Annotated in this window: 11 protein-coding genes; 1 reads left to right on the top strand and 10 read right to left on the bottom strand. The window is 66.3% G+C overall.

The window, feature by feature from the left end; translation table 11 throughout:
- Positions 1 to 246: 246 nt before the first annotated feature.
- The 7 genes from gshB to JHD82_RS15855 all read right to left on the bottom strand — a co-directional run bounded on the left by gshB (position 247) and on the right by JHD82_RS15855 (position 10,142).
- Entirely contained in the window at positions 247 to 1,197 is a 951-nt protein-coding gene (gene gshB / locus JHD82_RS15825) for a glutathione synthase (protein WP_034397425.1), read from the bottom strand.
- An 80-nt stretch (positions 1,198 to 1,277) separates the two neighbouring features.
- Positions 1,278 to 2,459 (bottom strand): benzoate/H(+) symporter BenE family transporter, encoded by a 1,182-nt coding sequence (locus JHD82_RS15830; protein ID WP_013804763.1) that lies wholly within the window; start codon positions 2,457 to 2,459, stop codon positions 1,278 to 1,280.
- Positions 2,460 to 2,509: 50 nt separating this feature from the next.
- A complete protein-coding gene (locus JHD82_RS15835) occupies positions 2,510 to 4,378 on the bottom strand; it encodes a potassium transporter Kup (RefSeq protein WP_043783034.1) in 1,869 nt (622 codons plus the stop codon).
- Between the two features lie 97 nt (positions 4,379 to 4,475).
- Positions 4,476 to 5,771 (bottom strand): glutamate--cysteine ligase, encoded by a 1,296-nt coding sequence (gene gshA / locus JHD82_RS15840; RefSeq protein WP_199137361.1) that lies wholly within the window; start codon positions 5,769 to 5,771, stop codon positions 4,476 to 4,478.
- 81 nt (positions 5,772 to 5,852) lie between these two features.
- The gene (locus JHD82_RS15845; protein ID WP_012207795.1) at positions 5,853 to 7,319 is read right to left on the bottom strand and encodes a TrkH family potassium uptake protein; all 1,467 of its coding nucleotides are present in this window, start codon (positions 7,317 to 7,319) and stop codon (positions 5,853 to 5,855) included.
- 10 nt (positions 7,320 to 7,329) lie between these two features.
- Positions 7,330 to 8,787 carry a Trk system potassium transporter TrkA gene (trkA, locus tag JHD82_RS15850; RefSeq protein WP_012207796.1) on the bottom strand — a complete coding sequence of 486 codons (1,458 nt, stop codon included), beginning with the start codon at positions 8,785 to 8,787 and terminating at the stop codon, positions 7,330 to 7,332.
- 74 nt (positions 8,788 to 8,861) lie between these two features.
- Entirely contained in the window at positions 8,862 to 10,142 is a 1,281-nt protein-coding gene (locus JHD82_RS15855; protein WP_199137362.1) for a glutamate-5-semialdehyde dehydrogenase, read from the bottom strand.
- A gap of 188 nt (positions 10,143 to 10,330) precedes the next feature.
- Here JHD82_RS15855 and JHD82_RS15860 point away from each other — a divergent pair, with 188 nt between their 5' ends.
- Complete coding sequence (locus tag JHD82_RS15860; protein ID WP_013804767.1) at positions 10,331 to 10,633, top strand: hypothetical protein; 303 nt, start codon at positions 10,331 to 10,333, stop codon at positions 10,631 to 10,633.
- A gap of 10 nt (positions 10,634 to 10,643) precedes the next feature.
- Here the strand turns inward: JHD82_RS15860 and holA are convergent, their stop codons facing one another.
- The 3 genes from holA to leuS are packed head-to-tail and all read right to left on the bottom strand — an operon-like array spanning position 10,644 to position 14,988.
- A complete protein-coding gene (gene holA, locus JHD82_RS15865; RefSeq protein WP_012207798.1) occupies positions 10,644 to 11,696 on the bottom strand; it encodes a DNA polymerase III subunit delta in 1,053 nt (350 codons plus the stop codon).
- Between the two features lie 5 nt (positions 11,697 to 11,701).
- The gene (gene lptE / locus JHD82_RS15870; protein ID WP_012207799.1) at positions 11,702 to 12,208 is read right to left on the bottom strand and encodes an LPS assembly lipoprotein LptE; all 507 of its coding nucleotides are present in this window, start codon (positions 12,206 to 12,208) and stop codon (positions 11,702 to 11,704) included.
- 44 nt (positions 12,209 to 12,252) lie between these two features.
- Entirely contained in the window at positions 12,253 to 14,988 is a 2,736-nt protein-coding gene (gene leuS, locus JHD82_RS15875; RefSeq protein ID WP_199137363.1) for a leucine--tRNA ligase, read from the bottom strand.
- Between the last annotated feature and the right edge of the window lie 332 nt (positions 14,989 to 15,320).

Raw genomic sequence — 15,320 nt, forward strand, 5'->3', positions numbered from 1 at the left:
CGATCAGCGAAGCCTTGAATTCTAGCACAGTTTTTAGCGTCGTTGCAATCAAATTTCTTCGATCTTCTCAACACCAGCGATCTGCATCGCTTCTCTTCAGCAGAGCCTTGCATTGTAGCACGTTTTTTGACGTTCTTGCAAAACCCTGGAAGCTTCACTTTTCAGACATTTGCATGTCATCGAGTGCAGGGGCGCAATTCTAGCACCAATCCTGGCGGATGACTGGCGTCATCCGCCAGGATTTTTTCAGGCCGTCGCCAGAGCCTGTTCCAGGGCATCGACGAAGAGGCTGGCCACGTCGCAGCCGGTCTGGTCGTAGATCTCCTGGAAGCAGGTGGGGCTGGTCACATTGATCTCGGTGATGCATTGCCCGATGACATCGACGCCCGCCAGCAGCAGGCCACGCTCCATGAGGATGGGACCGATCTCTTCGGCCATGGCCTTGTCGTGCTCGCTCAGCGGCTGGGCCACGCCCTTGCCGCCCGCTGCCAGGTTGCCACGCACTTCGTTGCCCTGGGGAATGCGTGCCAGGCAATAGGGAACCGGCTTGCCTCCGATGACGAGCACACGCTTGTCGCCCTGGGTGATCTCAGGCAGGAACTTCTGCACCATGACGCTGCTGGAGCCACCCTGGTTCAGGGTTTCGATGATGCTGCCCAGGTTGCGGCCATCGGCGCCGACCCGGAAGATGCCCATGCCGCCCATGCCGTCCAGCGGCTTGAGGATGATGTCCTGGTGCTCTTCATGGAAGGCACGGATGTCCTGTGCACTGCGGGTGACCAGGGTGGGGCCGATGAATTGCGGGAATTCGAGGATGGCCAGCTTTTCCGGATGGTCCCGCAGCGCCCTGGGCTTGTTGAAGACCTTGGCGCCTTCACGCTCGGCCTGTTCGAGCAGGTGCGTGGAATAGAAGTACTCGGAATCGAAGGGCGGGTCCTTGCGCATGAGGATGGCGTCAAAGCCTGCCAGTTCAGCCAGCCCCTCCTGGGTTGTCTCGAACCACTGCTGCGCATCCCCCGTGAGTTGGATGTGCCGTACATGGGCGACGACCTTGCCGCCACGCTGCCAGGAAAGCTGCCTGGGTTCACAGGCCACGATGGAGTGGCCGCGCCGCTGTGCCTCCCTCATCATGGCGAAGGTGGTGTCCTTGTAGGTCTGGAACGATTCGAGCGGATCGGCAACGAAGAGGATTTGCATGGCTTGTGTGCGGAAGGCGGCGGCCCGTGCCTCGCCTATATATAGGAAGCAAAAGGGGGTGCCCGGGCCTGGGCCGCATGTCAGCTGGCCCGTGCACGTCGGTAATGTTGCACAAATAGCGCCAGGCTGCCTGCGACCACGCCCCAAAACGCCGAGCCGACTCCGGCTATCACCACGCCGCTGAGCGTGACCAGGAAGGTGATCAGCGCCGCCTCCCGGTGCTCCTCTCCCTGCAGGGCCGTGGCCAGGCCGCTGCCGATGGAGCCCAGCAAGGCCAGTCCCGCAATGCAGACCACCAGTTCCCTGGGGAAGGCGGTGAGCAGCCCTGTGACCACGGCGCCGAAGATGCCGATGACTATATAGAAGAGGCCGCAGACGGCCGCTGCCGTATAGCGGCGTGATTTGTCCTCATGGGCCTCGGGCCCCATGCAGATGGCGGCGGTGATGGCGCTGAGGTTGAGCGCGTATCCGCCAAAGGGGGCCAGCACCAGGGTGGCGATGCCCGTCATGCTGATGATGCGGGAGATGGGCAGGTTGTAGCCCGTGGCGCGGATGACGGCCACGCCGGGCAGGTTCTGCGAGGCCATGGTGACGACGAACAGGGGCAAGGCCAGGCTCACCAGGGCGGGCACGGAGAACTCGGGCATGGTGAAGACCGGCCAGGCAAGGCCTGCATGCACGGCAGACCATTGCATCTGGCCGGTGAGCGCCACCCAGGCGATGGAGACCGCCAGCGTGGCGATGACCGCATAGCGCGGTGCCAGGCGGCGCGACAGCAGATAGGTCAGCAGCATGACCAGCACCAGGGGCAGCGCGTGCCTGGCGGCGGCAAAGGCCTGCATGCCGAAGTTGGCAAGTACGCCCGCCAGGAGGGCGGCAGCGATTTCCATGGGGATGCGGTTCATGACGCGCTCGAACCAGCCTGTGGCACCCACCAGGATGATCAGCCCCGCGCTGATGATGAAGGCGCCGACGGCCTCGCCCATGGAAAAGCCTCCGGCAAGCCCCGCCGTGGCCAGCACGGCAGCGCCTGGTGTGGACCAGGCGACCATGACGGGCATGCGCAGTATCAGCGAGGGCAGCAAGGAGCACAGGCCCATGCCCAGCCCCAGCGCCCAGACCCAGGAGGTGATCTGCTCGGGCGTGGCATGGAAGGCCTGGGCGGCCTGGAAGACCAGGGCCACCGAGCTGGTGAAGCCAACGAGCACGGCCACGAAGCCGGCCGCAAAGGCGGAGGGACTCAAGTCACGGAGAAAGCGCATCGCGCGATTCTGTCACCACAGTCGCGGATCGTGCGATGCGCGGGCGACGCCTACAGCTCGATCTTGGAGCCCAGCTCCACCACGGAGTTGCTGGGCAGGTGCAGGAAGTCGGAGACACGGCTGGCGTTGCGGTGCATCTGGGCGAACAGCTTTTCGCGCCAGGGCGCCATGCGGTGGCTGATGCGCGGGATGATGACATCGCGCGACAGGAAGTAGCTGGTCTCCATGGCGTCGAGCTGGCAGCCCCGGGGGCGCAGCAGAGACAGCGCCGCCGGCACATCGGGTTCGTTCTTGAAGCCGTAGTTGATGATGACCTGCCAGCAGTCGCTGCCCAGGGCCTCGATCTCGGTACGCTTGTCCAGGCCCACCCAGGGAATTTCGTGGTTGCGCACCGTGACGAAGATGTTCTGGCTGTGCAGCACCTTGTTGTGCTTGAGGTTGTGCAGCAGGGCATTGGGCACGGTGCCAGGCTCGCCGGACAGGAAGACGGCCGTGCCCGGCACCCGCGCAGGGGGATGGCGCCAGACCGATTCGAGGAAGCTCTTGAGGTCGATGGCATCGGCCTGCAGCTTTTGGTGCAGCAGCTCGCGGCCCTTGCGCCAGGTCATCATCAGCGAGAACACCGTGCCGCCGATCAGCAGCGGGAACCAGCCGCCATCGAACAGCTTGAGCAGGTTGGACGAGAAGAAGGCCAGGTCCACCAGGAAGAAGAAGCCGGTGGCGGCAATGCACAGGGCCAGCGGGTAGTTCCAGCGGTAGCGGATCACGAAGAAGGTCAGCGTGGTGGTGATCAGCATGTCCAGAGTCACCGCAATGCCGTAGGCGGCCGCCAGGTTGCCGCTGGAGCGGAACAGCACCACGGCCAGCGCAATCGCCACGAACAGGCTCCAGTTGACCAGGGGCATGTAGATCTGGCCGGCCTCGCGCACGCTGGTGTGGCGCACTTCCAGGCGCGGCAGATAGCCCAGCTGTATGACCTGGCGCGTGACGCTGAAGGCGCCCGTGATCAGGGCCTGCGAAGCGATGACCGTGGCCATGGTGGCCATCAGCACCAGGGGCAGCAGGGCCCAGGCCGGGGCCATCATGTAGAAGGGATTCTTCACGGCGGCCGGGTTGGCCAGCAGCAGCGCACCCTGGCCGAAGTAATTGAGCGTGAGGGCAGGCATGGCCACGGAGAACCAGGCCAGGCGAATGGGCTTCTTGCCGAAGTGGCCCAGGTCGGCGTAGAGCGCCTCTGCCCCGGTCACGCACAGCACGACGGCGCCCAGGATGATGAAGCTGGTGCCGGGGTTGTCCCAGATGAAGCGCACCGCGAAGTGCGGGCTGATGGCCGCCAGGATTTCCGGATGGCCGGCGATCTGGTGTATGCCCAGCGCGGCGATGGTGGCGAACCAGACCAGGGTGATGGGGCCGAAGAAACGCCCTATCCCTGCCGTGCCGTGCTTCTGGAACCAGAACAGCAGGAACAGGATGACCAGGGTCAGCGGGATCACCGCCTTGGTGAAGTGCGGGGACACCACCTCCAGGCCCTCGACGGCCGAAAGCACGGAGATGGCCGGCGTGATCACGCCGTCGCCATAGAACAGCGAGGTGCCGAAGATGCCGATGAGCAGCAGCACGCTGCGCAGGCGCGGCTTGTCCTTGACGGTCTGCGAGGCCAGGGCCAGCATGGCGACCAGGCCACCTTCGCCGTTGTTGTCGGCGCGCAGCACCAGCACCACGTATTTGAGCGAGACGATGACCGTCAGCGTCCAGAACAGCAGCGACAGGACGCCGTAGACGTTCTCCTGGGTGAACGGCACATGGCCGGAGCCGAACACCTCCTTGACCGAATACAGCACGCTGGTGCCGATATCGCCATAGACCACGCCGATGGCGCCCAGGGTGAGCGCGGCCAACGAAGATTTGGTTTTCTGCACAGGTCTATGCGCCATCCCGTGGGGAGATGGCTTCAGTCAATTGAAATGCCGGCATTGTCCGCTGTCCTGATGACGAGCGCATCGGACAGCACCCCGATCAGTCGTAGATTTCCGCGTTGGGGTTGGTCGCCTCCAGCTCATAGCTGGCCGCCAGCATGGCGACCCGGGCCACCACGCCGTACATGTAGAAGCGATTGGGCATGCTGGCACCCGGGCGGGCGCCGATCTGGGGCAGCTGGGTGCTGTGCTGGAAGGCCAGCGGCACGAAGCCGGCACCGGGCGCGTTGAGGTTTTCGTCCACGTCGCGCTCGGGGTGCATGCGGTAGAAGCCGCCGACCACGTAGCGGTCCATCATGTAGACCACGGGCTCGGCCACGGCGTTGTTCATGCGCTCCTGGGTGAGCACGCCTTCCTGGATGATCACGTCGTGCACGGTCTGGCCGTCCTTGATCATGCCCATCTTGTTGCGGCTCTTGCGCGGCAGCTCGGCCAGTTCCTTGGCGTCGCGCACGGTCATCACGCCCATGCCATAGGTGCCGTTGTCGGCCTTGACGATGGCAAACGGCTTTTCCTTGATGCCGTATTCCTTGTACTTGCGGCGCACCTTGGCCAGCAGCACATCGACCTGCTCGGCCAGGCCTTCCATGCCCACGCCATTGGCGAAGTCGATGCCTTCGCTGCGCCCGAACAACGGGTTGATCAGCCAGGGATCGATGCCCAGCAGCTTGCCGAAGCGCTTGGCCACTTCCTCGTAGCTCTGGAAATGGCGGCTCTTGCGGCGCACGCTCCAGCCTGCATGCAGGGGCGGCAGCAGGTATTGCTCGTACAGCTCCTCGACGATGCCCGGCACGCCGGAGGACAGGTCGTTGTTGAGCAAGATGGTGCAGGGATCGAAATCCTTGAGGCCGATGCGGCGCTTGCTGCGGATCACCGGCTCCAGCGTCACCGTGTCGCCATGCGGCAGGGTGACGCTGGTGGTCTTCTTCACATCGGGGCTGATGGAGCCGATGCGCACATTCAGACCGGCCATGTTGAAGATGCGCTTGAGCTGCACCACGTTGGCCAGGTAATGGGTGTTGCGCGTGTGGTTCTCGGGAATGATGAGCAGGTTGCGCGCTTCGGGGCAGATCTTCTCGATCGCCGCCATGGCCGCCTGCACGGCCAGCGGCAGCATTTCGTCGGTCAGGTTGTTCCAGCCGCCAGGAAACAGGTTGGTATCCACGGGCGCGAGCTTGAAGCCGGCGTTGCGGATGTCCACCGAGCAATAGAAAGGCGGCGTGTGTTCCATCCATTCGAGCCGGAACCAGCGCTCGATCGCCGGCATGGAGTCGAGGATGCGCTGCTCAAGCTCGTTGATCGGGCCTGTCAGGGCCGTGATGAGATGTGGAACCATAAAGACCCTCTGGGTACGGCGGTGGGGGGCAATTGTAGAGATTGGACCATGGTCTAAGTGTTTTCCCTAGTTTCTTCGGCATCATCGGCGCCAGAAAGCCGGGGAAAGCAGCGCCATGAAGCTGAGGATTTCCAGGCGCCCCAGCAGCATGGCCAGGGTGCAGATCCAGGTCTGGAAGTCGGTGAGCACAGCATAGTTGGAGCTCGGCCCCAGCGCGCCCAGGCCCGGTCCCGTGCAGTGCACGCTGGCCAGCACGGCGGAAAAGGCGGTCACCGGGTCCAGGTCGGTGAGCAGCAGCACCATGCTGAGCGTGATCACGGTGGCGCCATAGACCAGCATGAAGGCCAGCACCGAGAAGATCATGCGGTCGTCCACCACGCCGTTGCCCAGCCGCACGGGCTGCATGGCGCGCGGGTGCACGAGCCGCGTGAGCTCGCGCCGCGCCTGCTTGAGCAGGATGAGCATGCGCACCATCTTGATGCCGCCACCCGTGGAGCCCGCGCTGGTGGCCACCCCCGACAGCAGCAGCATGAGCACGGGCGCGAAGACGGGCCAGCTCAGGTAGTCGACGGTGGTGAAGCCCGTGGTCGTGGCCACCGAGACCACGTGGAAGATGCCATAGCGCAGCGCCTCGACAGGCCCGTACACGCCCTTGGCCCACAGCAGCAGCGCGACGATGAGCCCGCCGCCCAGCAGCACGGCCAGCGTGGCGCGCATTTCGGGATCGCGCCAGAAGCCGTCCCAGCGGCCCTTGCGCATGGCCACGAAGTACAGCGCGAAGTTGCAGCTGGCCAGCAGCATGAAGACCAGGGCGATCAGCTCGATCAGCGGCGAGTCGAAGTAGGCGAAGCTGGCGTCGTGCGAGGACAGGCCGCCCAGGCTCACCGTGGCGAACATGTGCATCAGCGCATCCAGCGGCTCCATGCCCGCGGCCCAGAAGGCCAGTGCACAGGCCAGCGAGAACACACCGTAGACGCCCCACAGGCCCTTGGCGGTCTCGGTCATGCGCGGCGTCAGCTTGGTGTCCTTGATGGGGCCGGCGGCCTCGGCGCGGAACAGCTGGGCACCGCCCACGCCCAGCAGCGGCAGGATGGCCACGGCCAGGATCAGGATGCCCATGCCGCCCAGCCATTGCAGGAAGGTGCGCCAGACGTTGATGGACACAGGCAATGCATCCAGCCCCGTGAGCACGGTGGCGCCCGTCGTCGTCAGGCCCGAGACGGCCTCGAAATAGGCATGGGTGAAGCTGATGCTCAGGCCCACATGGCCCAGGCCCAGCACCAGCGGCAGCATGGCGCACAGCGGCAGCACCACCCAGACCAGGGTGACGAGGATGACGCCGTGGCGCGGCTGCAGCTCGCGCCGGAAATGGTCAAGGCCTACCCACAGCGACAGCCCCACCGCCGCCGTGATGCCGATGGCCCAGGGGTAGATGCGCCAGATGCCGTCGTCGGCAAACCAGGACACGGCAAAGGGCAGCAGCATGGACAGCGCGAACATGACCATGAGCATGCCAAGCACGCGCAGGACGGGGAACAGGTCGCGCATGGGTATGGGCTCAGAAGAAGGTGGCGCTGACGCGGAACAGGTTTTCCACGTCCCGCACCAGCCGCTTGTGGGGCAGGAAGAAGACCACGTGGTCGCCGCTCTCGATCACGGTGTTGCCGCGCGGGATGATGACCTCGGGCTCGGCGCCGGCCGCGATCTCGTCGGCCGGCACGCCTTCGGGAATGCCGCGCACGATGAGGCCGATGTGCGCATCCTCGGGCACGCGCAGGTCCTCGACCTTGCGGCCGACCACGCGCGAGCTCTTGCGATCGCCGCGCGCCACGATCTCCAGCGCCTCGGCCACGCCCCTGCGCAGGCTGTGCACGGCCTGCACGTCGCCGCGGCGCACATAGGCCAGCAGCTCGCCAAGCATGGCCTGGGCCGGCGACAGCGCAATGTCGATCTGCGTGCCGTGCATCAGGTCGGCATAGGCGCGCCGCGTGATCAGCGAGAGCACGCGCCGCGCGCCCATGCGCTTGCCCAGCAGGCTGGCCATGATGTTGTTCTCGTCGTCGTCGGTGAGGGCCAGGAACAGGTCCACGTCCTCCACGCTTTCATCAGCCAGCAGGTCCTCGTCGGTGGCATCGCCGTGCAGCACCAGCACCTCGGCCGGCAGCAGCGAGGCCAGGTCCTGGCAGCGCTGCTCGTCGGGCTCGATGATCTTGATGTGAAAGCGGCCCGGCACGCGCGACAGCTGCAGCGCCAGGCGCAGGCTGACCTGGTCGCCACCGGCGATCATGATGCGGTAGACGGGGCGCGAAGGCCGGCCCGCGGGCTGGTGGATGGCGCGCAGCACCTCGGCCACATGCTCGCGCGCGGCAAGGATGAAGACTTCGTCGCCGGGCTCGATGCGGGTGTTGCCGTCGCAGCGCACGAAGCGGTCGGGCTCCTCCAGGAAACGCCGGTAGATGGCCACGATGCGCATGGCCAGCTCGGGCATGCAGTCGCGCAGCTCGCCGATGTGCTTGCCGACGGCAGGGGCGCCGTCGCGCGCACGCACCGAGGCCAGCGCGGCGCGTCCGCCCGCGAAGGCGCGCACCTGCATGGCTTCGGGGAACTCGATGAGCTTGCTGATGTAGTTGGTCAGCGATTCCTCGGGGCAGATGATGCGGTCCACGCCGAAGCCTTCCTTGCCCAGCAGCGTCTCGTCATCGCCAAAGCCCGAGGAGCGCACGCGCGCGATGCGGGTGGGAATCTCGAACAGCACCTGGGCCAGCTTGCAGCACACCAGGTTGGTTTCGTCGAGCGCGGCGCAGGCGATCAGCAGGTCCGTGTCCTTGGCTCCGGCCTCGGCCAGCACCTGGGGATCGATACCGTTGCCCACCACGCCGCGCAGGTCGAACCGCGATTCCAGCTCGCGCAGGCGACGCGCATCGGTGTCGATCACCGTGATGTCGTTGCGTTCGGACACCAGGCTTTCGGCCACGCTGTAGCCCACACGGCCGGCGCCAAGAATGATGATTTTCATGGGTTCATTGCGGTGCTGCGGTGCCGGCGCGGGGCGTCCCGGCAGGGTGCCTGCCGGCGCGCAGCAAGGTCCGGTCAGGTGCGGACTTCGCCTTCACCCAGCACCACGTATTTGAGCGAGGTGAGACCTTCGATGCCCACAGGACCGCGCGCATGGAACTTGTCGGTGCTGATGCCGATTTCCGCACCCAGGCCGTACTCGAAGCCATCGGCAAAGCGCGTGCTGGCATTGACCATGACGCTGGCCGAGTCCACCTCGCGCAGAAAGCGCTGGGCATGCATGTGGTCGCGCGTGAGGATGGCATCCGTATGGTGGCTGGAGTAGCGGTTGATGTGGGCGATGGCTTCGTCCACACCCGCGACGATCTTGACGCTGATGATGGGCGCCAGGTATTCCTCGCTCCAGTCCTGCTCGGTGGCCTCGGCCAGCTGGGCACCGGCCACGGACTTCAGGATGCCCAGCGATTCGGGGCAGCCGCGCATCTCCACGCCTTTGGCGGCGTAGATGGCACCGATCTGCGGCAGGAACTCGGCCGCCACGCCGCGCGCCACCAGCAGGCTCTCGCTGGCGTTGCAGGGGCTGTACTTGTTGGTCTTGGCGTTGTCGGCCACCTTGACGGCCATGGCGATGTCGCAGGGATCATCGACATAGGTGTGGCAATTGCCGTCCAGGTGCTTGATGACGGGCACCTTGGCCTCGCGGCTGATGCGCTCGATCAGGCCCTTGCCGCCGCGCGGGATGATGACGTCCACGTAGTCGGGCATGGCGATGAGCTGGCCCACGGCCTCGCGGTCCGTGGTCTGCACCAGTTGCACGCCGTGCTCGGGCAGGCCGGCCTCGGCCAGCGCCCTGGCCACGAGGGCGGCCAGGGCCTTGTTGGAGTCGATGGCCTCGGAGCCGCCGCGCAGGATGCAGGCGTTGCCGCTCTTGATGCTGAGGCTGGCCGCCTCGATGGTCACGTTGGGACGGCTCTCGTAGATCATGCCGAACACGCCGATGGGCACGCGCATCTGGCCCACGCGGATGCCGCTGGGCATTTGCTTCATGCCGATGATCTCGCCGATCACGTCGGCCATGGATGCCAGCTGTTCGCAGCCCTGGGCACAGGTTTCAAGCACCTTGGGCGTCAGGCGCAGGCGGTCCACCATGGGTGCGGACAGGCCGTTGGCCACGGCGCGGTCGAGGTCACGGGCGTTGTCGGTCTGCAACGGCTCCACGTTCTCCCGCAGCAGGCGCGCCAGCGCCAGCAGGGCGCGGCTTTTGACGGCAGCCGAGGCTCGGGCCATCTGGGCGGAGGCCACTTTGGCCTGAACGCCCAGGTTGTGGGTGTATTCGACGATATTGAGCGCGTTCATTCCGAGATTCTCGCCGAGTTGCGCCCATTTGCGCACCGGGACCGGGCATGCCCCGCGCCGACATGCGGCTGCGATGAGGCCGGGATGCGTCTGCGCACGGCCGCCAGAGGGCAAACCCCGCGTTGCGGCGGCCGGCAGGATGTCGCGGCCACCCTACACTGCTGCCCAGTACGCAGAGGTTTCCCGCCATGTCCACCAGCCACGACACTCTTCTCGCCGCCCAGCAGCTCGCCCAGCTGCATGCCGGCTTCGCCCAACTGGCACAGCAGCAGCTGTCGGCCGCCGTGCTCGGACAGCAGGCCAGGGCCTCATCGGAGTTGCTGCAGGCCCTGCCGCCGCGCTACGGCGAAGTGCTGCTCAATCTGCTGGACCGACTGGAGTCCAGCGCGCTGTTCAGCGAGGAAAGCTGCTCCTTCAGCCAGAAGGACCTGCTGGACAACCTTGAGACCTGGGCCACCAAGGCCCAGGCGCAGCTGGAAAAGACGCGCTAGGAACGGTACGTCAGCCCTTGGCGCCGGCCTGGGCCAGGTCCACGGCCAGGCGGCGCAGGGCCTGCCAGCCGTCGCGCGGCCAGCCTTCGAAGGCCAGGCCCTTGACGATGCCGTCCACCGCGTGGGCCGATTGCAGCAGGCGCGCGGCCTGGGCGTCGGTGATGCGCGGCAGCAGGCGCTCGAACAAGCGTTCCTTGACGCCCCAGATGCGCTGGGCGCGCAGCGCCATCGGCAGGGGCTGGCCTGCGGCCATGGCGTCCCTCACGCGGCAGATGGCGCGGATGTCCTCGGCCAGGGTCCAGTGCACCAGCACCTCGGCCGTGCCTTCGGCCTGCAGGCCATCGAGCATGCGCGAGACGCGCGCCAGCTGCCCGCCCAGCACGGCCTCCGACAGCTTGAACACGTCGTAGCGCGCCACATTGAGCACGGCCTGCTCGACCTGGGCCTGGCTCAGTTCACCCTCGGGATGCAGCAGCGCCAGCTTCTGGATTTCCTGGTGCGCGGCCAGCAGGTTGCCTTCGACGCGGTCGGCAAAGAACTGCAGCGTGCGCTGCCCTTCCTCGCCGGGTGCCACGCGCTGGCCCTGGGCCGCCAGCCGCTGGGCGATCCAGGCCGGCAACTGGGCGCGCTCGATGGGATCGATCTGCAGCGTCATGCCCTGGGCCTCCAGCGCGCTGAACCAGGCCCCCGTCTTGGTGGCCTTGTCCAGGCGCGGCAGCAGGACCAGGGTGAGCGTGCTGTCGTTGCCACGCGCGGACTCGGCGATCTGCTGCAGCGCGGCGCCGCCGTCCTTGCCGGGCTTGCCCGAGGGAATGCGGATCTCGACGATCTGCCGGTCGGCGAACAGCGACAGCGAGCCACCGGCCGCCAGCACGGCGCTCCAGTCGAAATGCGCGCCGGCCACGGTATAGCTGCTGCGCTCGGTATAGCCGGCCGCGCGCGCGGCGGCGCGGATGGCATCGGCCGCCTCCTGCTGCTGCAGCGGCTCGTCGCCGTGCAGCACATAGAGCGGGCGCAGGCCCTTGGCCAGATGGCCGCCGAGCTGGTTCAGGGCAAGCTGCATGGGGCTCAGGTCAGGCTCTTGACGGCGGCCAGACGGCGCAGCAACTGCTGCACGATGTCGGTGCGCATGTCCTTGTAGAGCATGGCTTCCTCGGCTTCCTTGGACAGCGCGTTGGTTTCGTTGTACGTCACATCGCGCTGCTGCAGGATTTCGGTCTCGGGAATCGGCTCGTCGCCATTGGGCGTGCGCAGCTTGAAGCGCACGCGCAGGCGCAGCTGCAACTCGCGCACCTGGCCCAGCGCGTTCATGCCGACGATGACCCGCTCCTGCCGCTCGCTGACGATCTGGAAGATCGCTTCGGCATCGTCGGGCGATGCCGGATCGCGCAGCACGGTCAGCTTGTCGCTGGCACTGGCCAGATTGCGCGACAGCTCCCGCGCTACCGGAGAGCCCCGGCCCGCCTGGATGTACAGCGAGCGGAACACGAAGGTCGGCACCCCCCGCAGGCGAAAGCCGCAGGCCCCCAGCAGCGGAGCCAGGGCCAGGGCGGTGAGCAGGGTACGTTTTTGCATGCTTGGTTCCTTGCGGGCGCCGGGCAGGCCCGGCGCCCAGGGGGTCAGACCACGACGTTCACGAGGCGGCCAGGCACCACGATCACCTTCTTGGGCACGGCACCGTTGGTGAACTTCTGGCATTCCTCGTTGGCCAGGGCGATGCGCTCGATCTCGGCCTTGTCGGCCGTCGAGGACACCAGGATGGCCCCGCGCAGCTTGCCGTTGACCTGCAGCACCAGAGAGATCTCGTCCTGCACCAGTGCCTGCGGATCGACCTGGGGCCAGGGCGCATCCAGCACGTCGCCCAGGTGGGCGGCGTAGCCCAGCTCGCTCCACAGCGCATGGGCCAGGTGGGGCGTGGCCGGGTAGAGCACGCGCAGCAGGATGCCGAAGCCTTCGATCAGCGCCACCTGGGCGCCCGCGTCGTCGAAGGACTTGAAGTCCTCCAGCGCGTTGATCATCTTCATGGCGCCCGAGACCACGGTGTTGTACTGCATGCGCTGGTAGTCGTATTCCACCTGCTTGAGCACGGTGTGGATCTCCAGGCGCAGGGACTTGGCGGCCTTGCCGAACTCCACGTCGTCCAGCGACTTGGCGCCGGCCACGCTTTGCACGGCACCGGCCATGTCCATCTGCGACAGCTTGGCGCCGAAGTTGTAGACGCGGCGCAGGAAGCGGTAGCTGCCTTCGACGGCGGCATCGTTCCACTCCAGCGTCAGCTCGGGCGGCGCGGTGAACATGGTGTACAGGCGCGCGGTGTCGGCGCCGTACTTCTCGATCAGCTCCTGCGGATCGATGCCGTTGTTCTTGGACTTGGACATGGTGCCCACGCCCTCGTAGTCGATGTCCGTGCCCACGGGCAGCAGGCCATCGGCGCTGTCCACCTCGGCCTTGAGCTTGGCGCCCACGATCTTGCCGGTCTCGTCGAACACATGCTCGACATCCTTGGGCCAGAAGTACTCCTTGGCACCCTTGGCCGTGCGGCGGCTGTAGATGTGGTTGAGCACCATGCCCTGGGTCAGCAGCTTGGTGAAGGGCTCATCGACCTTGACCAGGCCCAGGTCACGCATGACCTTGGTCCAGAAGCGCGCGTACAGCAGGTGCAGGATGGCGTGCTCGATGCCGCCGATGTACTGGTCCATGCCGCTGCCGCCGGTGGCGGCATTCTGGTCCCGCATCCAGTACTCGGCACCTTCCGCCACCATCTGCTCGCCGTTCCTGGCGTCGCAATAGCGCATGAAGTACCAGGACGAGTCCACGAAGGTGTCCATGGTGTCGGTCTCGCGGCGCGCGCTCTTGCCGCAGCAGGGGCAGACCACGCCGGCGTGGAAGGCTTCGCTCTTGATCAGGGGGTTGCCCGAGCCATCGGGCACCAGGTCCTGGGGCAGGACCACGGGCAGGTCCTTGGCGGGCACGGGCTGGGCGCCGCAGTCCTCGCAGTGGATGATGGGAATCGGCGTGCCCCAGTAGCGCTGGCGGCTCACGCCCCAGTCGCGCAGGCGCCAGGTGGTTTTCTTCTCGCCAAGGCCCTTGGCGGCCAGCAGTTCGGCCACCTTGTCCACGGCCGCCACATGGGGCAGGCCGTCGAGTTCGCCGGATTCGATGCAGACAGCGCGCTGCTTGTCGCCGTACCAGTCGGCCCATGCCTCGGTGCTGAAGGTCTCGCCTTCGGCCGCGATGACCTGGCGGATGGCGATGCCGTACTTCTTCGCAAAGGCGAAGTCACGCTCGTCATGTGCGGGCACGCCCATGACGGCGCCGTCGCCGTAGCTCATGAGCACGTAGTTGCCGACCCAGACCTCGACCTGGGCGCCCGTCAGCGGATGCGTGACGAACAGGCCCGTGGGCAGGCCTTCCTTTTCCTTGACCGCGAGTTCGGCCTCGGTGGTGCCGCCCTTCTTGCACTCTTCGATGAAGGCGGCCAGCTTGGGGCTCGTGGCGGCGGCGTGCAGGGCCAGCGGATGCTCGGGCGCCACGGCGCAGAACGTCACGCCCATGATGGTGTCGGCACGCGTGGTGAACACGTACAGGCGGCCGTCCTGGATGGGCTGGCCGTCGGCGCCACGGATGTCGTGGGTGAACGCAAAGCGCACGCCGGAGCTCTTGCCGATCCAGTTTTCCTGCATCAGGCGGACTTTTTCAGGCCAGCCGGTCAGCGTGGCCTTGTCGCCGCCCACCTGGACATGGTCCAGCAGCTCCTGGGCGTAGTCGGTGATCTTCAGGTAGTAGCCGGGGATTTCGCGCTTTTCGACCGGCGCGCCCGTGCGCCAGCCGCGGCCGTCGATGACCTGCTCGTTGGCCAGCACGGTCTGGTCCACCGGGTCCCAGTTCACGACCTGGGTCTTGCGGTAGGCAATGCCCTTTTCCAGCATCTTCAGGAACAGCCACTGGTTCCACTTGTAGTAGTCGGGGTCGCAGGTGGCGATCTCGCGGCTCCAGTCGATGGCCAGCCCCATCGCCTGCATCTGCTTTTTCATGTAGGCGATGTTGTCGTAGGTCCACTGCGCGGGCGGCACCTTGTTCTTGAGCGCAGCGTTCTCGGCCGGCAGGCCGAAGGCGTCCCAGCCCATGGGCATGAGGACGTTGTAGCCCTTCATGCGCAGCTGGCGCGTCAGCATGTCGTTGATGGTGTAGTTGCGCACATGGCCCATGTGCAGCTTGCCGCTGGGGTAGGGCAGCATGGAGCAGGCGTAGAACTTGGGCTTGGCCTGGTCTTCGGTCACGCGGTAAGCGTCGCGGGCGGACCAGTGGTCTTGCGCTGCGCGCTCAACGTCGATGTGGTTGTATTTCTCTTGCATGGTGCTGCGGCCCAGGGGCCTGACAAGGTGGATTGCCGGAATCAACCGGCGATTTTAGGCCCCCGGCCCGGCCGTGCCCGAAGCCGCCCACAAGCCCGCAGGCGGTACTGCGTCATCGGCGGCCGCTTGCCCGCCTGTGGCACGGGGAAAAGCCGCACTGCGTATGCTTGCCAACTCTGCGGCGCCATGCCGCAGGCGTTCCTCCATCGCCAGCCCGGGCTTGCGCAGGAACCGATGCGCATCTCCCGGGCATGCCGCCACCGCGCGCGGCCTCATGGTGCCGGCCGCAGGCAGGCCGGCACTGCAATGCCCTGGAGTTTTTCTTGCTGAAC

The sequence above is a fragment of the Delftia sp. ASV31 genome, assembly GCF_016428765.1.
In the GTDB taxonomy this organism is placed as follows: Bacteria; Pseudomonadota; Gammaproteobacteria; order Burkholderiales; family Burkholderiaceae_C; genus Comamonas; species Comamonas acidovorans.

Coding starts and splice junctions, on each gene's coding strand:
- gshB (WP_034397425.1), bottom strand. CDS start 1,197: ATGCAAATCCTCTTCGTTGCCGATCCGCTCGAATCGTTCCAGACCTAC.
- JHD82_RS15830 (WP_013804763.1), bottom strand. CDS start 2,459: ATGCGCTTTCTCCGTGACTTGAGTCCCTCCGCCTTTGCGGCCGGCTTC.
- gshA (WP_199137361.1), bottom strand. CDS start 5,771: ATGGTTCCACATCTCATCACGGCCCTGACAGGCCCGATCAACGAGCTT.
- JHD82_RS15845 (WP_012207795.1), bottom strand. CDS start 7,319: ATGCGCGACCTGTTCCCCGTCCTGCGCGTGCTTGGCATGCTCATGGTC.
- trkA (WP_012207796.1), bottom strand. CDS start 8,787: ATGAAAATCATCATTCTTGGCGCCGGCCGTGTGGGCTACAGCGTGGCC.
- JHD82_RS15855 (WP_199137362.1), bottom strand. CDS start 10,142: ATGAACGCGCTCAATATCGTCGAATACACCCACAACCTGGGCGTTCAG.
- JHD82_RS15860 (WP_013804767.1), top strand. CDS start 10,331: ATGTCCACCAGCCACGACACTCTTCTCGCCGCCCAGCAGCTCGCCCAG.
- holA (WP_012207798.1), bottom strand. CDS start 11,696: ATGCAGCTTGCCCTGAACCAGCTCGGCGGCCATCTGGCCAAGGGCCTG.
- lptE (WP_012207799.1), bottom strand. CDS start 12,208: ATGCAAAAACGTACCCTGCTCACCGCCCTGGCCCTGGCTCCGCTGCTG.
- leuS (WP_199137363.1), bottom strand. CDS start 14,988: ATGCAAGAGAAATACAACCACATCGACGTTGAGCGCGCAGCGCAAGAC.